This is a genomic window from Chryseobacterium nepalense, assembly GCF_023195755.1.
Classification (GTDB): domain Bacteria; phylum Bacteroidota; class Bacteroidia; order Flavobacteriales; family Weeksellaceae; genus Chryseobacterium; species Chryseobacterium nepalense.
Genome location: NZ_CP096203.1, coordinates 1,937,688 through 1,959,640, shown reverse-complemented (window position 1 = coordinate 1,959,640; position 21,953 = coordinate 1,937,688). Strand labels below are relative to the sequence as shown.

General features: G+C 36.6%; 13 protein-coding genes. 6 read left to right on the top strand and 7 right to left on the bottom strand.

The window, feature by feature from the left end:
- Positions 1–54: 54 nt before the first annotated feature.
- Positions 55–1,854: a membrane protein insertase YidC gene (yidC, locus tag M0D58_RS08410; protein ID WP_248394916.1), complete on the top strand. Its 1,800-nt coding sequence runs from the start codon at positions 55–57 to the stop codon at positions 1,852–1,854.
- A gap of 51 nt (positions 1,855–1,905) precedes the next feature.
- Here yidC and M0D58_RS08405 read toward each other — a convergent pair whose 3' ends face one another.
- Positions 1,906–2,511 carry a ribonuclease HII gene (locus M0D58_RS08405; RefSeq protein ID WP_248394915.1) on the bottom strand — a complete coding sequence of 202 codons (606 nt, stop codon included), beginning with the start codon at positions 2,509–2,511 and terminating at the stop codon, positions 1,906–1,908.
- Between the two features lie 519 nt (positions 2,512–3,030).
- Here M0D58_RS08405 and M0D58_RS08400 point away from each other — a divergent pair.
- The 3 genes from M0D58_RS08400 to argS all read left to right on the top strand — a co-directional run bounded on the left by M0D58_RS08400 (position 3,031) and on the right by argS (position 9,368).
- Positions 3,031–6,048 (top strand): SusC/RagA family TonB-linked outer membrane protein, encoded by a 3,018-nt coding sequence (locus tag M0D58_RS08400; protein ID WP_248394914.1) that lies wholly within the window; start codon positions 3,031–3,033, stop codon positions 6,046–6,048.
- A 10-nt stretch (positions 6,049–6,058) separates the two neighbouring features.
- On the top strand, positions 6,059–7,498 hold the full coding sequence (locus M0D58_RS08395; protein WP_248394913.1) for a SusD/RagB family nutrient-binding outer membrane lipoprotein: 1,440 nt from the start codon (positions 6,059–6,061) through the stop codon (positions 7,496–7,498).
- 109 nt (positions 7,499–7,607) lie between these two features.
- On the top strand, positions 7,608–9,368 hold the full coding sequence (gene argS, locus M0D58_RS08390) for an arginine--tRNA ligase (RefSeq protein WP_248394912.1): 1,761 nt from the start codon (positions 7,608–7,610) through the stop codon (positions 9,366–9,368).
- Positions 9,369–9,567: 199 nt separating this feature from the next.
- On the opposite strand, the gene M0D58_RS08385 is transcribed toward argS, so the two are convergent.
- Genes M0D58_RS08385 through M0D58_RS08375 form a run of 3 tightly spaced genes read right to left on the bottom strand, consistent with a single transcriptional unit; the run spans position 9,568 to position 12,068 of the window.
- A complete protein-coding gene (locus M0D58_RS08385; RefSeq protein WP_248394911.1) occupies positions 9,568–10,107 on the bottom strand; it encodes a DUF6705 family protein in 540 nt (179 codons plus the stop codon).
- Position 10,108: 1 nt separating this feature from the next.
- A complete protein-coding gene (locus tag M0D58_RS08380) occupies positions 10,109–10,648 on the bottom strand; it encodes a DUF6705 family protein (protein WP_248394910.1) in 540 nt (179 codons plus the stop codon).
- A 16-nt stretch (positions 10,649–10,664) separates the two neighbouring features.
- Positions 10,665–12,068 carry a hypothetical protein gene (locus M0D58_RS08375; RefSeq protein WP_248394909.1) on the bottom strand — a complete coding sequence of 468 codons (1,404 nt, stop codon included), beginning with the start codon at positions 12,066–12,068 and terminating at the stop codon, positions 10,665–10,667.
- A 160-nt stretch (positions 12,069–12,228) separates the two neighbouring features.
- Here M0D58_RS08375 and M0D58_RS08370 point away from each other — a divergent pair, with 160 nt between their 5' ends.
- Positions 12,229–12,555, top strand: coding sequence for a helix-turn-helix domain-containing protein (locus M0D58_RS08370; RefSeq protein WP_248394908.1), 327 nt, complete (start codon positions 12,229–12,231; stop codon positions 12,553–12,555).
- A 521-nt stretch (positions 12,556–13,076) separates the two neighbouring features.
- Positions 13,077–13,460, top strand: coding sequence for an HU family DNA-binding protein (locus tag M0D58_RS08365; protein WP_248394907.1), 384 nt, complete (start codon positions 13,077–13,079; stop codon positions 13,458–13,460).
- Positions 13,461–13,497: 37 nt separating this feature from the next.
- Here M0D58_RS08365 and M0D58_RS08360 read toward each other — a convergent pair whose 3' ends face one another.
- Genes M0D58_RS08360 through M0D58_RS08350 form a run of 3 tightly spaced genes read right to left on the bottom strand, consistent with a single transcriptional unit; the run spans position 13,498 to position 21,790 of the window.
- Positions 13,498–14,418: a YihY/virulence factor BrkB family protein gene (locus M0D58_RS08360; RefSeq protein ID WP_248394906.1), complete on the bottom strand. Its 921-nt coding sequence runs from the start codon at positions 14,416–14,418 to the stop codon at positions 13,498–13,500.
- A 10-nt stretch (positions 14,419–14,428) separates the two neighbouring features.
- The gene (gene tamL / locus M0D58_RS08355) at positions 14,429–16,753 is read right to left on the bottom strand and encodes a translocation and assembly module lipoprotein TamL (protein WP_248394905.1); all 2,325 of its coding nucleotides are present in this window, start codon (positions 16,751–16,753) and stop codon (positions 14,429–14,431) included.
- On the bottom strand, positions 16,754–21,790 hold the full coding sequence (locus M0D58_RS08350) for a translocation/assembly module TamB domain-containing protein (RefSeq protein ID WP_248394904.1): 5,037 nt from the start codon (positions 21,788–21,790) through the stop codon (positions 16,754–16,756).
- Between the last annotated feature and the right edge of the window lie 163 nt (positions 21,791–21,953).

Sequence of the window (21,953 nt, the reverse complement as noted above, 5' to 3'; positions counted from 1 at the left end):
AAATCAGTTTGATATACATTAAATTTAAACAGGTAAAAAATTAATTAAAATAAAATGCAACAGAACAACGGACTCGATAAAAGTCAGATTATCAGTTTTGCGGTTTTATGTTTGGTGCTTTTCGGATTTATGTTTTATTTTCAGAATAAACAATCCAAGGAAGAACAGATAAAGGCTGAACAACAAAAAACCGAGCAGGTAAAAAATGCCGTAAAACCATCTCAGGCAAACAATATCAATCCTAATGTAACTCCGAATGCTATTCAGACAGCCAATCTTTCCAACAAAGAACTGAAGGTAGAATTCAACAGTCTTGGAGGACAGGTTTCGAAAGTGGAGCTTGCAGAGTATAAAGCATACGATCATAAAACAGATAAGGCAGATCTTCCGCTTTATTTAATCACAAAAAATAATTCGAATTACGGTTTTCAGTTTAAAGATAAAACAGGAAAAGTAATCAATACAAAAGATCTTGTATTTTCTCCTACAGTTAATGGAAATGCGGTAACGATGACGGCAAATTATAATGGTGCTGTTATTCAGTTTATTTATACTTTACTTCCGAAATATACGCTTGATTTTAAAGTAAGAACACAGGGGCTTGCAAAAATTACTTCGGATAACAAAGCTGATTTTATCTGGGATTACAATGTAAGAAACCTTGAAAAGGGTAGAGCTCAGGAACAGTCTCACTCGGAATTCTCCTACGCCTTTAATAATTATAAAAATTATGATTATGACGGAAGGACGACGATGGAAGAAGATAAGGAAACCCTGAACTGGATCGGGGTAAAACAGCAGTTCTTTGCTTCTGTAATTGAATCTAAAACAGGATTTACCCAAAGTAAGGGAAACCAGGAAACGATTGAAGAAGGAGAATATCTGAAAAAACTGAATTATGAAGGTTTTGTACAGATGACGGGAAGTGAGCTGAACCAGGATTTCACATGGTATTTTATGCCGCTGGATTTACCTTTATTGAAATCTTACGATAAAAATTTTGACGAAATTCTTCCTCTAGGCTGGTCTTTCATTGGTGCAATGAACCGTTATTTCTTCATTCCGATGTACAATATCATTGCCGACTGGGGAATTACAGCAGGTTGGGTAATCTTCCTGATGACGATTATTGTTAAACTGATCTTGTCTCCAATCATGTACAAACAGCACAAGCTGAGTGCCATGATGAGAGTAATTCGTCCTGAAATCGATGAGGTGAATGCAAAACTGAAAGATGCCGACCCAATGAAAAAACAGCAGGCCACAATGGAAGTTTACCGTAAAGCCGGAGTTAACCAGATGGCGGGATGTTTGCCGGCCTTGGTGCAGATTCCTATTTTCTACGCGTTATTCCGTTTCTTCCCGAATTTTATTGATTTGAGAGGACAGGGGTTCTGGTTCGCAAAAGATTTAACGGCTTATGATGATTTGATTAAATTGCCGTTTAAAGTTCCTTTCCTGGGAGATCACCTGAGTATTTTTGCGATTGCATGTACCATTGTGATTTTAATTTATACCATTATGACTTCAGGAAATATGCAGCAGCCTCAACAGGAAGGAATGCCGAATATGAAAGTATTAATGTATATTTTCCCGGTTACATTCTTATTCTTCCTGAACACTTCTGCATCCGGTCTTTCATGGTATTATTTTGTATCAAATGCCATTAATATCTTAATTATCCTTGTGATTAAATATGTCATCCTGGATGAGAAAAAAATTCATGCGCAGATTCAGGCTAATAAAGAAAAGCCAAAAACTGAAGGAAAGTTTCAGAAACGAATGAGAGAAATGATGGAAAAGGCTCAGGAGCAACAAAAATATCAGGAGCAGCAAAAAAATAAAAAGAAATAATTCAATAAAACTAAAAAGAGAAGCAAATGCTTCTCTTTTTTTATTAATAACTTAATCAAGACACTCATCTTGAATGCTGTAATCCAAACGAAATGATCTTCTGTGATACTTTGTTGGTCCAAATTCTACTAATGCCTGCTGATGTTTTTTCGTTGCATAACCGAAATTTGTATTCCATCCATATTCAGGATGCTCATCATGAAGTTCAATCATTAATTTATCTCTGTAATTCTTCGCTAAAATAGAAGCCGCGGCAATAGATAAAACCTTCGAATCGCCTTTTACAATACATTGATGGGGAATAAAATTGTATGGGTGGAACCGGTTTCCGTCTACCAGAATAAGTTCGGGGCGTATACTAAGCTTATCCAAAGCCTGATGCATCGCATGGATGCTTGCATTAAGAATGTTATGTTCATCTATAAATCCGGCAGGAAGTTCAGCAATCGCATAATCTTTCACATTGTCTTTTATATACTGATCGAGATCCATTCTTGTCTTAAAATTCAGTTTCTTGGAATCATTCACCATGTTTTGGTTAAAATTTTCATCCAAAATAACTGCTGCTGCTACCACCGGACCACTTAAACAGCCCCGGCCTACCTCATCGCATCCTGCTTCAACGTAAAAAACCGACCATTTTTTAAGTAAATCCATGTCTGTTGTTCTAAATTAACGTTGTAAAATTAAAAAATTAAAGTTAATTTATTTGTAGTTATATGAATTAAAAAACAATGAAAAAAGTAAAAAAGTTTGGGTAATTATCATTAACAAAAGAGTGTTGTATTTAATCAAATTTTAAAATTTATTTTAGCAGTCTAAATGTTAAAATTAAGAAATATTAAAAATAAATTATATGCAGTGCATGGTATGTTGTTTATTTTTCGTTTTCTTATTAGTGAAATATTAAATTGTAACATATTGTTTATCACTTATTATGGATATTTTTTTCATCACAAATAAATATAGAAAATAACAATTAGAGAAAATTGTTTTATATATAATTTAAAATCCATTACATTGTATGCTATTTGTTAAAAAAAATATAATTAACAAAATATTATGATTTATTTAAAGGGATAAGTGTTTTTTTTTGAATAATTGTTAATTTTTATCAATTTTCTTTTGCCATTTTAAGAAAGTTTTTAAACTTTGTTTAGCAAAATTTAATTAGATATGAAGAAACTAACAATGGGTGTACTTGCATCCGTACTGTCATCGTCTTTTGCTATAGCACAGGTACAGCCAAAGAGTGATACAGTTAAAACGCAAGACATCGAAGGTGTGGTTGTTACCGCACTGGGAATCAAAAGAGAAAAAAAATCTTTGGGGTACTCTTCTCAAGAAGTAAAAGGAGAAGATATTAGTACTGCTCCTACTACAAATTTTTTGAATAATTTATCGGGAAAAGTTGCAGGTTTAGAAATTAAACAAGGAACTAATTTTGGTGGGTCAATCAATGTTGTTTTGAGAGGCTTTAAATCCCTAAAAGGAAATAATCAAGCCTTATTTGTTGTTGATGGAGTTCCTATCTTAAATAGTAATTTAAACTCGACAGATCAGGTAACTGGTAGAGCGGGGTATGATTATGGAAATACGGCATCGGATATAAACCCGAATGATATTGAAACTATTAACGTGCTTAAAGGAGCCGCAGCTACGGCTTTGTATGGTTCCAGAGCTCAGAACGGAGCTATTATAATTACCACAAAAAAGGGTAGTAAAAGGAAAAAAGGAATAGGTGTAGAGTTTAACTCTTCTTTTACCGTTTCTTCAATTGATAAGGAAACTTTTCCAGAATATCAAACAGAATACGGACAGGGATATACAGGCACAAGTTTTAGTAGCACATTATATCAAGGCACTCCGAGAGTGGTATTTGGAAATGATGCTTCGTATGGATCAGCATATAATGGTCAGTTAGTTTGGCAATATGGAGCATTTATCCCGGGATCACCAACTTTTGGACAAAGGACACCTTGGAGAGTGGCAGAAAATGGACCAATAGAATTTTTCAATGTTGGTACAAATACTGTAAATAATATCTCATTAAACGGAGGAAATGATGTTGCAACTTATAGATTCTCTTATGGAAATACTTATGCAACTGATATAATGCCTAATAGTAAATTAAACAAGAATAATTTTTCAGGAAATGCAAGCTATAAATTTACAGATAAACTAACGGCTAACTTATACACAAATTTTGTTACTCAAAGAACACAAGGAAGAAATTCTACCGGATATGGAGATAACATAATGTCAAACTTTAGACAATGGTGGGCTACCAATGTAGATTTGAAGGAGCAAGAAGCTTTATATAATTTGTCTCGCCAGAATTATACATGGAACATAAGAAGTATTACTAACATTGCACCTCAATATTGGGATAACCCTTATTTTAAGGTATATGAAAACTATCAAACTGATGCAAGAGACAGATTAGCAATCAATGCAAGTTTAAACTACGATCTTACACCGGATATTAATTTATTGGCAAGAGTTGGTAGAGATGGTTATACAATGAAAGTGGAAGAAAGAAGAGCGGTTGGTTCAGTTGCAGCAATTTTTGGATTAAATGATGTCGATCAGCCTTCCGGCTATGCTTTATCAAACTATAATGCTTCTGAAACCAATTATGATTTTATAGCGACATACAAAAAAAATCTTGGAGATTTTAACATTAATGCTTTGTTAGGAACTAATTTAAATGTTCAGTCATTTGAATCAAATCAACAATCAACATCTGGAGGGCTCTATATTCCAGGGTTATATACAATAAGTAACTCTGTATCAGCTCCAGCACTACCAGTTATAGTTTCTACTGAAAAAAGAATATTTGGAGCATTTGCTCAAGCTTCCGTTGGATATAAAGGAACTTACTATATTGAGGGAACGGTTAGAAGAGATCAGTCTAGTACCTTACCGGATAATAATAATGTATATTGGTATCCTTCTGTGTCAGGAAGTTTTGTCTTTTCCAACTTAATAGATCAATCCTGGCTATCTTTTGGTAAATTAAGAGCCGCTTATGCACTAGTCGGATCTGATACAAATGCTGATAACATCAGAGATAGATATATAGCTCAGAATCCTTTTACAAGTCCAATGTACGCATCAAGTACACTGGCAAGGAACCAGGCAATTAAACCGCAAAGGTTAAACAATATTGAGCTTGGACTAAATATGGAATTTTTAAAAAATAGAATCGGATTTGATGTGTCTTGGTATAGAAACAGAGCATTCGATCAGATTTTGGAATTACCAGTTACTACAAGTAGTGGATTTTCAAATCGAGTTGCTAACACAGGAACGTTAGAAACTAAAGGATTTGAAATTTCGGGACACATAATGCCTATTAAAACAACAGACTTTACATGGGATATCAATGTTAATTGGGCAAATCCTAACACTAAAGTAACAGAATTGGCTCCTGGAATTGAAAATCTACAATTAGGAAGTTTACAAGGGGGAGTTTCTATTAATGCGCCGTTAGGATATGATTATGGTACTATTTGGGGAGCAGATTTTGTTTACTCACCTGACGGACAAAAAATTGTTGGTAGTAACGGAGCATATTTATCTACGGCTTCATCAGATAATAATCTAGGTTCATTCCAGGCAAAATGGATGGGAGGTTTAAGGAATAGCCTTACCTTTAAAGATTTTTCTCTTAGCTTTTTAATTGATTTTAAACAAGGAGGAAAAGTATTTTCATTAGATCAATTTTATGGTTACGGAACGGGTATTTATCCTGATTCGGTTGGATTGAATGATTTAGGAAATCCTGTCAGAAATACGCTGGCTAACGGTGGGGGTGTGATTTTACCAGGTGTAATGGTTGACCCTACTAATCCTAATAATTTTGTGGCAAACACGATAAGGTTAGATAGATCACAATCAAGTCAGGTTTTAGGGACAGACCCGCCACCAGCAGCATTTGTTTATGATGCAAGCTTTGTTAAATTAAGAGAAGTTTCAATTAGCTATAAATTACCAGACAGCTTGTTGGGCTCAACTTTTTTGAGGGATTTAACTGTTGGCTTAGTTGGAACTAATTTATGGATTATCCATAAAAACCTACCTTATTCTGATCCGGAAGCTGGTTTATCATCAGGAAATATCCAAGGGTATCAGTCAGGACCTATGCCAACAACTCGTAATATTGCGTTCACTTTAAAAGCTAACTTCTAAACAGGAAAAAATGAAAAAAATAATAATAGGCAGCTTATTCTCAATGCTATTGCTAAATAGCTGTAGTGTAGACGATAGCATTAATGAAGATCCAAACGTTGCATATACTACAACTGCTGAATCTGTAGTATCTTATGCTCAAAAATCTTTATCAGACTATGTTAATACTCCAAGTGTTAATGAAAATAACTTTAGATTAACAATGCAATATTGGCAAGAAACAACATATGTTAATGAAAGTAATTATGACTTTGTTAACAGAAACGTTTCAAATAACATTTGGACAGATAATTATGTTCAGGTGCTTAATAATCTGAGCAAGGCTAAAGGCCTGATTGAAGCTTATACACCTGCTGCTGCAGAAGTATCAACATGGCCGGTGACAAAAAAGAATCAATTGGCAATCGTAGATTTAATGATGGTATATACCTATCAAAATTTAGTGGATACATTTGGAAATATTCCTTATTCTCAAGCATTGCAATTAGATGCATATCCTCTTCCAGTTTATGATGATGCAGCTACAATATACAGTTCTCTAATACAAAGAGCTAAAGACGATGTGCTGGCGCTTACCAGTGGAAGTTCTTTTGGCGCAGGTGATTATTATTATCAGGGAGATACCGCAAAATGGAAAAAGTTTGGGAATTCTTTATTGTTAAAATTAGGTATTGCTATTGCTGACTCTAATCCTTCACTAGCACAATCTACTGTAGCAAATGCTATAGCAGGCGGAGTAATGACTTCTGCAGGAGACAATTGCCAATTACCTTACCAAACGGCTTCTCCGAATTATAATCCTCTTTACGATGCATTAGTAGCTAGCGGTAGAGATGATTATATTGCTGCAGCCCCTTTTGTTAATTTTTTAAAAGCTAATGCAGATCCAAGAATATCAGTATATTATCAGCTGAATGAAGACGATGAATATCTAGGACAAGATGTAGGTCAGCCAGGCGAAGTTGATGTATATTCTAGGATTGGAGAATTTGCACATGAACCAGACCATCCGGGTATTATCTTGAATTACACAGAAGTAGCATTCTATCTTGCTGAAGCTGCAGCTAGATGGGGTACTTCAGCTCCTGCAACGGCTTATGCAACTGCTGTTCAGGCTTCAATGAATGAATGGGGAATAGCTTCTGCAGATGCTTCTGCATATCTAGCAGCACATCCTTATAATGCTGGTAATTGGAAAGAGTCTATAGGTTTACAAGCTTGGGCAGCTTTCTTTAATCAAGGGCAAACATCTTGGAACTTTTATAGAAGATTGGATTATCCGATTTTATCTGCTCCTTCTACAGCTGCTCCTGAAGCAGGTGGCAAAGTTCCGGTAAGAATGACATATCCTGTTAGGGAACAATCTGTCAATGGATCTAATTGGTCTGCTGCTTCAGCTGCTATTGGAGGTGACAAGTTAACGACCAAAATATTCTGGGACAAGTTTTAATTTTAAGCACATTAGTTAACATTCATATTTAATCCGCCTCCGGGCGGTTTTTTTATTTCCGTATATTTGCATTTGAGAATAAGAACGACAGGTTTTTAAATAACAGATAATGAATATTAAAAATATAATAGAAGAAAAACTTCTGGAAATAATCCTCAATGTCTATCAACTGAAAGGAATTATGCTGGAAGTTCAGGAAAATAAAACAGAGTTTGAGGGCGATTTTACCATCGTCACTTTTCCTTTGGTAAAACAACTGAAAAAAAATCCGGAAACCATCGGTACTGAACTGGGGCAGGCTTTAACGGAACAAACCGAACTTCTGGAAAGTTTTAATGTTGTGAAAGGATTTCTGAATGTTAAAGTTAAAAATCAATTCTTTATTGATAATTTCAGCGCTTTAGCGGAAAACTTTGACACTGTAGAAAAAAAGGATTCAACAGTAATGGTGGAATATTCATCACCGAATACCAATAAACCGCTTCACCTGGGGCATATCAGAAATAATTTATTAGGCTTTTCTGTTTCTCAGATCCTTGAAGAAGCAGGTTATGAAGCGATCAAAACACAGATCATCAATGACAGAGGAATTCATATCTGCAAATCAATGCTGGCATGGGAAAAATTCGGAAACGGTGAAACGCCGGATTCTACCGGCATAAAGGGTGATAAATTCGTAGGAAATTATTACGTTAGATTTGATCAGGAATATAAATTGCAAATTGCAGAGCTTCTGGCTCAGGGAATGTCCGAAGATCAGGCTAAAAAAGAGGCTCCTTTGATGAAAGAAGCTCAACAGATGCTTCTCGATTGGGAGAACGGCAATGAGCATGTAAGAAACCTTTGGAATGAAATGAATTCATGGGTATATAAAGGATTTGCCGATACCTATAAAAGACTGGGAGTAGATTTTGATCAGGTTCAGTACGAAAGCAATACCTATATTTTAGGAAAAGATCTTATTCAGGAAGGATTGGATAAAGGAGTGCTCTATCAGAAAGAGGATGGTTCCGTTTGGTGTGACCTTACGGATGAAGGTCTTGATCAGAAATTATTATTACGTTCAGACGGTACTTCCGTGTATATGACCCAGGATTTGGGTACTGCAGTAGAGCGTTTTAAGCAAAATGATATTCAGAAATTAATTTACACCGTTGGAAATGAACAGGATTATCATTTCCAGGTATTGTTTAAAATCTTAGGAAAACTGGGATATTCATGGGCAGACCAGCTGTACCATTTGTCTTACGGAATGGTTGAGCTTCCGAACGGTAAAATGAAATCCCGTGAAGGCACGGTAGTAGATGCAGATGATCTGATGCAGGAAATGCACAATATCGCAAAAACAGCAGCGGAAGAACTTGGGAAGCTGGAAAACTTAACGGCAGAGGAAAAAGCTGAAAACTACGAAAATGTAGGAATGGGTGCCTTAAAATATTTCATGCTCAAAGTGGATCCGAAGAAAAAAATGCTCTTCAATCCGGAAGAAAGTATTGACTTTAATGGAAATACCGGACCTTTCATTCAGTATACCTACGCCCGTATTCAGTCATTGCTGGCTAAAGCAGATTTTGAGTATAAAGAAGTTCGGAATGTTTCATTGAACGAATATGAAAAGGCATTGGTCATGCAGCTGGCCAATTATAAAGTTGTCGTTCAAAAAGCGGCAGAGGTATTAAGCCCTGCACTGATCGCCAATTATGTGTATGATCTGGTAAAGACCTACAACTCTTTTTATCAGAGCAATCCTATTATGATTCAGGAAGATGGAAATATAAAGCAGATCAGATTAAATCTGTCTGATCTTACCGCGAAAACAATAAGAAAATCCTTACGCTTGCTGGGAATAGAAACGGTAAACAGAATGTAAATTAATGTAATTTTCAACTAGTAATTTGGATTAAAAATAGTTTAGCAGATTCTATTTTTGTACTTAGATAAGAATAAAATTAAAAAGAGACCGTTTCACAACTGGTGAAACGGTCTCTTTTGTTTGTGTAGGACAATTTTTTAACTGTTAAAAATTTGTGAAAATACTTGAGTCACCCAATTTATACAATAATTTCATGTTAAAGCTTGTTCATTACATACTCTCCTCTGGGCATCTCATTGAAAGGAGCACATTGTGAATCGTCTGTTACAATTGTTTGGTTTGTAATATACTTCCAGTACAATTGTGTTTTTTCATAATTAGTAAAATGAATTAAGATATCTCCTTCTATGCATTTATCAGTGAATGAAAGCCATAGTTTTGTTTTATAGTCTTTAAAGCCTATACTTAAAATTTTTACTTTATTGTCTGTAAGATTATATGTCGAGTATAATAAGTTTCCATTTGAATCCAACATTTTATATTTGCCGATTATTGAATCTTGGAAATAATCACTAAATGAACTGTAGTATTTAATTTTAGTAAATGTAATAATAAATGTTTTTCCCTGAAAGATTCCTTGCCAAGTTCTTAGAAAAGGATCAAGTTCATGATCTAAATCTTTATAATATGCACCTTCCATTCTTTCTCCTTTTGTTTTTAATGGTAGAATTTGTTCCTGTGCCTTAGGATAGGAACAAGAAATGCACAGTATAAATAGTAATAGTAAGCTTTTCATATTAAAGCTTGTTCATTACAAACTCTCCTCTAGGCATCTCATTGAAAGGGGCACATTGCGAATCGTCTGTTACAATTGTTTGGTTGGTAATATATTTCCAATACAATTGTGTCTTTTCATAATTAGTAAAATGAATTAAGATATCTCCTTCTATGCATTTATCTGTAAATGAAAGCCAAAGCTTTGTTTTATAATCCATAAAGGCAATACTAGAAATTTTAGTTTTATTGCCTGCCAAATTATATGTAGAATATAATTCATTTCCACCCGAATCTAACATTTTGTATTTCCCTATTACTGTGTCCTTGTAATAATTACCTAGCGAATTAAATCTTTTAATCTTACTAAATGTAATAATAAATGTTTTTCCCTGAAAGATTCCTTGCCAAGTTCCTAAAAAAGGATCAAGTTCATGATCTAAATCTTTATAATATGCGCCCTCAGCTGAAGCACCTTTAGTTTCTAATGGTAGAATTTGTTCCTGTGCCATAGGATAGGAACAAGAAATACATAATATAAATAGTAATAGTAATCTTTTCATAATATATTTTTTGAGTTTATGCGCATATTTCTTCTTTTGGGTCTCCATTTTCGTCCAGCGTTATCTTTTTTCTTATGCCATTTTTAATTTTAAACAGAACACAATTTTTAAGATTTATTTGCTTCAATGTCTTGAAAAACAATTTTTGCATATTATAATGGCTAATATCAAAATCTTCTGTTAAGTATTTTGTGGCTTCCTGTAAATAATCGTTTTTAAATGTCTCCTTTTGTTCCTCTGTTAACTCTGGAGGCAAATCTGTCCCGTCACCATTGTATTGCAGCTGGTAGATAAAAAATTCTGTTCCGCTTCCATTATATTCTTCAGCCAGCAAGCCCCCAAAAATATTACCAAGAGAAGTATTATTTTGTTTGGCATTATGAAGATAAGCCAAGAAGGTATTAATATCTGCCGGAGAAAATATTTTTACAGCCAATTTTGGCTGTGCCTTTTCGATGTGGGTATGTACATAACCGAAGCTGGAAGGCTGCAGAAGTATTCTCATTCTATCCGGACTTACTGTATCCGGGTTTAGAGGTTCTGTTTGAGTGGTTGTGATACCGTTAGCAGAAATTACTTTAAAGCCATATCCGGTCTCTTGTGCATCCCTTGTATGGCTTTTCAATAATTCGTACCGAGATTTTACAGCGGTATTATTATAGATTGTCTTTGCCTTATCACAATCAGAGTCGTTTTGCAACATCGGAGGTAAGTTCATATCAAAACCGTCATTTCCGTTTTCTGCACTTCCGCCTCCGCCCCCGATTTCCCCGTTTGTGGGATGATCCGGGCCCCCCACTGTACTGTCATCACACCAGATGGAAGTGGTATTCCAGTGCCAGCAATCTCCGCAGTCTCCGTCATTAGGATCGGTATGCCCTGCGTAGCAATGGAAGGCCGGGGTGGCAGAAAAACCGCAGATGTAAGCCCTTGCTTGAGCGCCCGAAGGGTAAATTCGGGTAATATTCCCGTTAAAAGGGGCATTAGGCATTGCCTTTAGAGAAGAGAGCCATCCTTCGGAAACAGTATACTGGTAGATTTCTTTTTGCCAGGTACCGTCTTTCTTTACAAAAGCCATATTGTAGAAGGTTTCTTTCCCGTCTTCTGTTTCTACTATGCCTTCTTTTTTGGGATGCACGCGGAAGGAGAAGGCCGTAACATTCTGGTTCCTTATGGTTTGCCTTATCGCCGTAGTATCGATTTCAAAATCTTCTGAAGACGCCCTTCCATGTGCAGATGAGGTGTTGAAAACCTCTTTTTTGCTTACCCTCGTTATGGTAAGGAATTTCTTTAGGGAAACATAATATTGCGGATTGTGCTTTCCCGGGGAATCGTTGGTGGTTTCCATTTCATTCCTACAGGAAAAAAGCGTGAGGAATACTGTCAATAAAAACAGCCATGAAATTTTCTTTCTCATCATTTGCATTTGTTGTGTACTAAATTAATTCTTACCTATAGATGCATGTTTTATCCGTAAGGTTGGAAAGAGATAAAAACCAATCTATAGTTGTGCGGCAAATCTAAAGAAAAAAAATTTCTGAGATCATTAATATTTTAATATTTTTTATTAAAATATTAATATGATGAGTTTAGGAACTAAGGTGAGACAATACAGGGAAGCCAAAAGATTATCCCAGGACGATCTGGCACTGCGTTTAGACGTTACCCAAAGTACAATTTCTAATATAGAATCGGATAAAAGTATTCCTAATTCAATGTTATTAAAAAAAATTGCTGATGAGCTGGAAGTAGATATTAATGATCTTTTAAATGATTCAGTAAACAACATTATGAGTAATAATGACTTTAGTGATCATGCCGTTGCTGCTGTAAATCAATATAATCCTGTATTCAATATGCAGTCGCTGGAACTCATCGAAAGCATCCTGAAAACCAGGAACAGATAGCTTATCTTATCGAATCACAAAACAAGCTCATAGAGAAGCTTTTGAAGAAATAAAAGGGAGCTTTTATAGACACCCCAAAACAACTATATAAAAAGATACGGACGTTTTATTTAAAACGTCCGTATCTTTTGAGCAAAACGTGCGTATCTTTTTATTAAAACGTCCGGGCGTTTTTTATTATATCAAAAAGCAACTTCTTAACAATATACCTTTAGTCGCAAAAGCATTTAACACTTAAGCCACATTAGATTAAGTATAAAGTGCTGCGAATATTTTAGAGCATATAAGTTTTTAAACATCTTTGATTTTTTTCTGATGTGTTCTGAAATGTTTTCAAGGTTTATCAAAAATTCTTCTATGACTAATGTGTTAATTTCTCTTTGAAGATCTGTAAGAAATCGGCTAAATCAGAACTTCAAGACTTGTGTTAAAATAAGCATAGTGATTAATAACAAATATTCAAAATTTTCTTAATTTAGTTTTGCTATTAAAATATTGTTTAACACAAATAATTAAAAAAAATGCCTATAACATTCAATGTTGTTCCTAAAAAGAACCCTCAGCAGCCCAACAATCCTCCAAAGTATTATGCCAATATCATTGGCGACGGGAAAACTACTCTTGCAGATCTTGCGAAGCACGCTGCCTCAGTTTCTACGGTATCAAAAGCCGATATTCTCGCCGTTCTCGAAAGCACGTTTTCTAAAATTGCAGACGATGTAGCCGATGGTAAGATTGTCTATGTTGGTGAATATTTTACGCTACAGGCAGGTGGTTCCAGCGAAGGGAGAAATACAGCGGAAGAAGTAAATGCTTCCAGTATCAAAACGGTAAAAACCATTTTCCGACCGGGTAAAATGATTAAAGATGCCCTGAAGCTGGCTGAGTTCAAAAAGAAAGCGTAAGCCAATAAAAAATCCTCCTGAATTCGGAGGATTTTGTTTATGGATTATTTTGAATGCTTTCTTCATACAATTTAGCATCACTCCATTTTGCATGTTTGGAAGGAATGATCCTGAAGCCTCTTTTCAGGGCGTATATTTTGGTAAATTCTGCACCGAAGAAAATCAACATGCAGGAATAATTGATCCACATCATAATCAGGATTACCGTCCCCGCCGCACCGAATGCCGAGGTTGGTTTTGCCGTTCCGAAATAAAGGCTCAGCAGGAATTTTCCTAATGTAAATAAAACAGTGGTAAGAAAAGCGCCTCGCCATACAGGTTTCCAGCTGATTTCTACATCCGGAAGAACCTTAAACATTAAAGCAAAAAGGATCATTGTGACAACAAACCCGATAATGTAATTGATAAGTTCTACGAGTACATATGTTTCTACACCGAAATAATTGGTAATCCAGTTATTAAGAAGGCTGATCAAAGAAGCAAGAACCATGGTGATCATCAGCAAAAAGCCTAAAATAAGGATCATTCCTAATGAATTGGCTCTGTCCAGAAGAAATTTCACGAACGCTTTTTTGGGAGCGGGCTGCACATCCCAAAGGCTGTTCAGCGAGCGCTGTAGCTGGAAAAATAAGGTAGTAGAACCGAATACCAGAGAGCCGATTCCTATAATTTTCATAAAAATATTTTCCTTATCCACCAGAGCTCCCGCAATCATATCCTGGACACTCTTGGCAGCGTCCTGTCCCATAATACCGCTGATCTGGCTTGTGATCTGCCCGCGTATCGCTTCTTCACCAAAGAAATTACCGGCGATCCAGATAATGATGATGAGCAGACCTGGAATAGAGAAAATAGCATAATATGCCAGGCTCGCAGAGTCATTGGATGCTGAAGATTCGTTCCATTTTTTAAATGTTTCGCGCAGTGCTTCCCAGAAAAATTTTATTCTTTTTATCATGTATAAAAATTTAGAAAGGATACCCGATTGCAATGTTCAGGATAAGATTATCTCTTCTCCAGTTGGAATCGCTGAAATTAATCTTATCAAAAGTCCAGCGGTCGCCCCTTTCATAATAAGGCACTCTCAATGGCATTGCGAGGTCGAGTCTCAGAATTAAAATAGAGAAATCAAGTCTCAGACCAACTCCGGCTCCTACGGCAATTTCACTTAAAAATTCCTTGGAAAACTTGGCACCCGGTCTTTGGGGATCATCATTGATTAACCATATATTTCCCGCATCAGCAAAAACGGCAACATTCAGAAATTTGTATAGATTCGCACGGTATTCAGCATTTAATTCCAGTTTCACATCACCGGACTGATCAAAGTAGAATCCCTCAGGAATGGTTCTGGGATCAAAACTTCCCGGACCCAACGTTCTCGCCCGGAATGCTCTTACACTGTTGCTTCCTCCGGAAAAGAACTGCCTTGAAAAAGGAATGTATTCTGAATTTCCATAAGGATAGGCAACTCCTGCAATAGCACGGGTTGCAAGAGATGTTTTTTCATTGAATTTATGGTAAAACCTGAAGTCGTTCTCAATTTTGGCGTACTGACTGAATGGGACTCCAAAAATACTTTTCTCTTTATCTTTTTTAACATTCGCCCCTGTCAGAAGGCCTGTAATATTTCCTGCAAGATCAAGGGTTCCTTTATAATAAATCGTATTGGCCTTCGGCAACATGGTGTTGGTATAAGTGTAGGAATAAGTAGGCCCGAAAATCAGCTGTTTTTCAACAACTCTTTGCATTGCATCATTACCTGCTGATCGCTCTCTATATAAAGGCGTAACATTGGCCGGAGAAACATAGGTAATGTCCAGGATTTTCAGGTCATGTTCTTTTCTTGCATTTTCTTTCCAAACATATCCGAAGGAACCGCTGAAGGTATTGAGCGTGTAATATTCCGTGCGGTTCTGGAATTCATAACCCAGCGTGATATTAGTTCTCGGGACAAATGCACTGGAAGAATTAAATCTGAATGGCGCCACAATTCTCGGGATGGAAAGTTGCACATTGGTTCCGGCCCTGAAAATATTTTTGGCATTTTCCGGTCCGCCGATCTGCACATCAAATGCACCATACACAGATGCCTTGAACTGTTCCGCACCTCTGAAAAAGTTCCTGTGGGTCCAGTTCAGATTGAGCTCACTTCCCGCATAGTTGGCGGAATTGGTTCTTCCTAATGCTTCCAGGCGGAGCGACTGCAGTTCGCGCGGAGTTAATAAATAATAGGCATCAAATTTATGCTGCAAAGAATCTGAAACAACAAATTCATTTTTTACAAATTTAAATACCCCCAAACTGATCAGTCTGTTCAACGTAAGATTATGATTGGTACGGTTGTAAAGGTCTCCTCTTTTAAAATACAGAGCCCTGTCAAAAATTTTGGGTTTGAATTTATGTTCAGGATCGATCACATAGATGTCTTCATGAGCGTACTTCTGAAGGGAATCCGGATTCATAGGGACGCTGTATTTCCCTTCTTTCACGTCCCGGATATTATAATTCGGGAAAACAACTACTTTATCTATACTGAACTGTTGGGTGGAAAGATCCGGAGTGTTGTCTTTCAATTTTACATTCAGTTCCACCTTGTGGTTTTTACTTACCGTACTGTCTGCCTGAACAATAATATTGTCGGGATGAAAGTAATAAAAACCGCGTTCCTTCAGGCCGTTGTCAATGCGTTCCCTTTCGGATTTGATAACGTCAAGATCAAAAGGCTGTCCTTTTTTCAGTAACGTTTTACCGGTAAGATTCTGAATTTCCTGATTAACCAGTGTTGAATCCTGCTGAAATTTCACATCGCTGATAAGATATCTTGCTCCCGGCCGTAAAGTGTAAATTACTTTTGCTTTCCTGTTATGGGACACCGTATCATAAGTAGCTTTAGCATTAAAATATCCTTGGTTTTCAGAATAATTTTCGATGATGTCTTTATTGAATTCACGGTCTACATCACCAAGCAGTACAGGTTTTTCACCCACTTTGTATTTCAGCCAGTAATTGAATCCTTTTTCTTTTTTAGGCTCTTTGGCAATATTATAAAAGAAAAGTTTTGGCCTTAATCCTAAAAAACTGGAATTGGGTTTGGGAGTAAGATTGGCTTCCAGGGCAGATTTAAGATCTTTTTTCTCTTTTTTGGAAACCGTATCATTTTCAATGTTGATTTCTGCTCCCGTATAAAGCATTTCGCCATCCTTCAGGTATCTCGTATTGCAGGAAACCGCAACAGAAGCCATTCCGAATGTGATGATATATTTGAAATAGGTCTGATAATTTTTTTTCATTTATTTAAATTCTACAACTTGGTTTTGGTTATTTTTTCTCGTTACCTTCTGCTTTTTATCCTTTCCCGATCTTTTGAAAATATCCCGGAACTTGTCATAATCCAGCGTAATGATAAACCCTAATCCTGTTTCCACAATCTGTCCCTGAAGTGCTACCTGATATTCGTTCTTACGATATGCCCGAAGCATATATCTTCCGTCTTTGGATAAACTGTAATCTACCGTAACATCTCCTGCGATGTTGGTCATGTTTTCATTCTGGCGCGCTTCCCCTTCCAGTCCGAAATTACTGCCTACGGAAACCTTCAGACGATCGTTCAGCAGTTTTTTACTGATGTCTACGTTCAGGTCGGTTCTGGTATTTTGGGTTCCTGTGGAATAGTCTTCTGAGGATTCCAGGTCGAAATTAAGATCAACTCCTTTGATAAGATCAGAAGCAAGATTATTCAGTTGCTGGGAAAGAATTTTACTCACACTTTGTCTTGCCATCATTTCTCCGGAAAGTCCGGCTCCGGATTCAAAAGGATTTTCACCAATAAACCTGTTCAGTAACAATAAAGCAAAAACCTGCTTATTCATTTCAGATTCCTGGGTTCTCAGCTGTGCCAGCTTCTGGTCTACGATATCGGTAACATTGGAAGAAACAGCGTTGTTTTTCTCATCGGTAGTAATATCGAATGTAATAACAGGTTTCAGCAATTCACCCTGCATTTTCAATAAGGTATTGAAAGGGATTCTTTGCTTAAACTGATTCAGTGTTGATGCTTCTTCGCCGCTGATTTGCTGTTCTACAAGATCAATAGGGGCAGCTTCCGTTTTATAGACGGCTGTAATATCAAGAGTGGCAGTGGTCGGTTCCCCGGTCCAAGTAATGGTACTTCCTTTCTGGATATCGAATTTTCTCTTTAAGACGCTTACAGACATTTCATAACTTCCGGATTCCACTTCATAAACGCCTACTAAAGTTGTTTTCCCTGAAGGGTCAATTCCGCCCGTAAGCTCTGCTTCCCCTTGAAGTTTTACGAAATCTCCGTTTGCTTTATCAATCAGCAATGAAAGTTTCGCTTCTTTGCTCAGCTCAATATTGACGTTTACATCCATTCCTTTAATTCTGCTTTGGGAATCTAAAGAATCTGCCTTGATGGTTTTATTTAGAGCAACCTGATCCTGATCAATGAATTCAACAATGCCTTCTCTTTCCTGTAAAGTGGGAGATGACTGTGGAAGGACAAATGTGAAATCAGTATTGTCTGCAACGGCTAATCTTCCGTCAACTTTCGGTAGATCCAGATTTCCGCGAACCTGCAATGCAGCGTCTATGGAAAGAACGCCGTACATTATCGCTTCATTGGATTTTTCTGAATTCACCACCTTGAAATCTTTGGCATTCAGATCAAGATTGAAGGCAAAATCTCTGTACGTCTGGGTAAGAACCTGTCCGTCAATATTCATAGAATTTCCGTCTCTGTCCTTAATTTTGAAATTGGTGAATTCAATTCCTCGGCTCGTAAAATCAATTTCATCATCAAGATTCCTGAAGTCACTTCCAGTTTTCGCAATTTCTAATCCGGCATTATTGAATTTTACTTTACCTAAAATATTCGGTTGAGCAGTTGTTCCGGTGATTTTCAGATTTCCTGAAATATAACCTTCCGTATTGGTGATGGCGTTCATCGAAAAGCCCTGTACAGATTTCATCTGAAGCTGGTTGATGGCCATATTAAGGTCAAACGTGCTTGAAGAAGTGTTATAATCTCCGACAATTTTTACGTCATTATTATTTCCGGAAAGGGCAATATCCGCATTAAGAATATTTGGTGAGGTATTATTAACTTTTACGGCAAGATTTCCTACAGGGTTTTCGTAAACAATAAGATCTGAGATATTTAAATCTGAAGTGAACGTCATGTTTTTGGTCAGATTCCGTAATTGGGCAGTTCCGTTGATATTTCCTCTTGCCAGTAAGGTGTCTTTTTTAATAAGCTCGGTTATGGTTTCAATCTTAAAATCCTTCAGTGAAACATTCAGCGGTGCGTTCGGAGACTGCGTTTCGGATTGTAAGAGAATCTCACTGCCTCCGTTAGAGAGCCTGAAATTATCCGCGAGAATACCGGCATTGCTGATCTGGATTTTATTGCCTTCGGCTACAGTCCAGTTTGTATAGTTGAGTTTTAATCCATCCGGATTGAGGGAAATTTCTGTGATATCATTCATCGATTTTGCATTCCCGGCAATCAGGAATTGCGTTTCGTCTTTCGCATCTTTTGTGGTAATATTATAATTGATGATATTTTGCGCAATATCTCCTCCAATATTTACTTTATTTAAAGCAAAGCTTGAGCTCTTTAATGCGGCAACATTCAGATTATATTGTAAAGCCTGATTTTCATTCGTAACCTGCAATCTTGCATTTTCAATAGAATTTTCACCGTATAAAACCTGCGGAATCTGCCCGTCAATTTCTATTTTCTGGGAATCAGCATCGTAATTTCCTGTAATATTGATGGTTTCAAAGCTTTTCAGCTCCGGTACAAATTTTCTGATGAGATCATCATTTTTAATTTTAGCATTAAAAGTAAAAAACTGTCCCGCTTCGATCTTTTCATTTTTCGCCGGTTTCTGAAACTGGTAATATTGGTTGATTGTCTGGCTTAGAGCTCCGAATATCTGGGTAAGTCTGTATTTTCCTCTCAGTTCTACATCCGCAATCTGCGAATTGAAAATGATGTTGGTAGAATCAGCAGTTGATGATGCTTTTAAGTTGATTTCCTGAACAGGATAAATTTCTTTGGTGTCCGAGAAAGCAAAATCTTTTAAATTCAGATATCCGTTTAGGTGGTCCGGATCTAAATTGGTGAAATCTCCGTCTATTTTCCCTGCGAGAATCATCTGGTCTTTATAGAATCCCAGTTTATTAAGATCGAGTTTCAATATATTTCCGTTTACTTTTACCGTAGGATTTTTTTCGTTATACACTCCGGATGCCGTAAGCTGCATGTTGGCATTAGGATCTTTGGAATTTAAAACAATATTGTAAGCGCCACGTCGTATTTTTCCGGTAAGATTCATATTCTGATAGCGGTAACCTTTGTACACTGCGGATGCAACATGTCCTCTCAGGTCTGCATTGGCATTTTTGAAATCGAAGCTTTCTCCTTTCGCATAAATCTGTGCAGAGACAGAACCGATGTCCTTGTTTTTAATAATTCTTCCGATCTGTAATCCCTGAAGATTGGCTTTTACATCATACAGTTCGCGGTTTTTCCTGCGCATATCCACTTTGGCTACAATGGATGCATTTCCTGAAGTAGAGTAGAGGTTAAGGTTGGCATCTACGATTTTAGTTGTGCCTTTTGCTGTTCCTTTAATGCTCATATTGGAAGGCAGGGCAATATTGGAAGGTATCGTGTTTTTTGGAACCAGATTGTAAATCGTTCTCGCTGAAGAAGACAATTCCGCAATTCTCAGATCGTAATATAAATTGTCGGGATTGGTAGCGTTTTTAATTCTTCCTGATGCTGCTACTCTCAGCTGATCAATACCTGATACTTTAAGATTGTTGATCAGAAGGTCATTTACATTTCCTTTTACGTTGGCATTAACATTTAACACAGCATTTGGGTATCTGTTAAATGGTGCAATATTTCTTAAATTAGGAGCCAGATTCAGGATATCCGCAAAACCTACTTTTGAATCTTTAATATTTGCTGAAATTTTAACAGCTCCAAGATTTGAAGAGAGCTGTTCGATAGAATTATAATTTAAAACCACCTCATCACGCAAAATTGTTCTTGAAGTTTCCAGGTAAAGATCTTTTAAATAAGCTTCTTTTTCATTGTAGACAAAATCGGTATTGAATTCCCGGATATCTAATCCTCTTGCTTCCTGAATTTCAGCAGAATTTACCGATCCGGCAAACGTATTGTTCTGCATTTTGAATTTTCTCACCTCCACATTAAGCTTTGAAAAATTCAGGTGGTTAAAATCCATGCCCTGTCTTGTAGGAGCGATTGCAGTATTGTTATAAGCTACTTTTACGTCATTAACAACAAGTTTTCCCAACAAAAGACTAAGTGCTTTCTGCTGTTCGGACGTTTTAGGATCTTTAGATTCATCATTTTTGGGATTGGCATTATTAGCCGGAAGATAAAGATTGGCATTGATGTTGGCTCCGGAAAGAAATACATTGTCAACATCATAAGCGTTATTTTCAAGATCAAGTTTGTTTACTCTTGTGCTGAGCTCTTTAAATAAAACTTTAGCGAAAGTTCTGGTATTGTCGTCCCCGTAATCAATATCGAAATTGGTGAGTTTTATACCTTTCAATCCAAGCTGCATCGGTTTTTTATTGTTGAGAGAATCTACTTTTTTTTCAACTTTTTTGGAAACTTCTTCTACGAGATCTTGCTTGAGTTTAAGTTTCAGGCCGTCCAGATTAATATCATTAACGGCATAAGAATTATTCTGAAGATCAAAAGTTTTCACCCTCGTATCAAAAGATTTGAAATAAACTTTGATATCATTACGCGACTGCTGATCATTAAACGTAACACCGATATCTTTAAGTTTGATTTTATCTAATGAAATAATAAAAGGTTTTGAAGGACTTTCTTCTTTGTCTGTTGTAGCAAAGGCATCGAGGATATAATCGAAATTGAATGTTCCGTCCGGTTTTCTCACGACATTCGCGCGGGCTCCTTCGAGGTCAATGGATGTAATGTCTGCAGTAGAACTGATCAGTTTGATCATATTCAGCCCTACGTCAAGCTTTTTTACTGCCAGAAGAGTATCGATATTCTGACCTTTTAAATAAAGGTTTTCCATCACAAGACTGTTAGGAAATCCTATGTATACTCTTTCCAGGCTTACTTTGGTTTTGATTTTCTTTTCTAGGTAAACAACCAGTTTGTCTTTAACAAAGTTCTGAACGGCGGGAAGTCTTAAGCTAAGGATTAGTAACACGATGAATACCAAAATGGATATAATGGTAATAACAAAACGCCGAAAGAGTTTTCTTTTGTTGATTTTCAGTTTCAAGAGTGATTGGGTTTAAAACAAATATAGCAATACTTATCGTACTGCTCATCTGTTGTGGTACCCTTTGCGTATGCAAAAATCCTGCCTTGACTGCCAATCTAATGGAATTTAGTTTAGTTGAGTGTCAAGTGAATAGTTGATGCTGACAGTCAAAGCCTGGATT

Excerpts from the sequence above, each read along its gene's own strand:
- M0D58_RS08370 (WP_248394908.1), top strand. The coding sequence starts at position 12,229 with ATGATGAGTTTAGGAACTAAGGTGAGACAATACAGGGAAGCCAAAAGA.
- M0D58_RS08395 (WP_248394913.1), top strand. The coding sequence starts at position 6,059 with ATGAAAAAAATAATAATAGGCAGCTTATTCTCAATGCTATTGCTAAAT.
- M0D58_RS08375 (WP_248394909.1), bottom strand. The coding sequence starts at position 12,068 with ATGATGAGAAAGAAAATTTCATGGCTGTTTTTATTGACAGTATTCCTC.
- yidC (WP_248394916.1), top strand. The coding sequence starts at position 55 with ATGCAACAGAACAACGGACTCGATAAAAGTCAGATTATCAGTTTTGCG.
- M0D58_RS08405 (WP_248394915.1), bottom strand. The coding sequence starts at position 2,511 with ATGGATTTACTTAAAAAATGGTCGGTTTTTTACGTTGAAGCAGGATGC.
- M0D58_RS08385 (WP_248394911.1), bottom strand. The coding sequence starts at position 10,107 with ATGAAAAGCTTACTATTACTATTTATACTGTGCATTTCTTGTTCCTAT.
- argS (WP_248394912.1), top strand. The coding sequence starts at position 7,608 with ATGAATATTAAAAATATAATAGAAGAAAAACTTCTGGAAATAATCCTC.
- M0D58_RS08365 (WP_248394907.1), top strand. The coding sequence starts at position 13,077 with ATGCCTATAACATTCAATGTTGTTCCTAAAAAGAACCCTCAGCAGCCC.
- tamL (WP_248394905.1), bottom strand. The coding sequence starts at position 16,753 with ATGAAAAAAAATTATCAGACCTATTTCAAATATATCATCACATTCGGA.
- M0D58_RS08400 (WP_248394914.1), top strand. The coding sequence starts at position 3,031 with ATGAAGAAACTAACAATGGGTGTACTTGCATCCGTACTGTCATCGTCT.
- M0D58_RS08380 (WP_248394910.1), bottom strand. The coding sequence starts at position 10,648 with ATGAAAAGATTACTATTACTATTTATATTATGTATTTCTTGTTCCTAT.
- M0D58_RS08360 (WP_248394906.1), bottom strand. The coding sequence starts at position 14,418 with ATGATAAAAAGAATAAAATTTTTCTGGGAAGCACTGCGCGAAACATTT.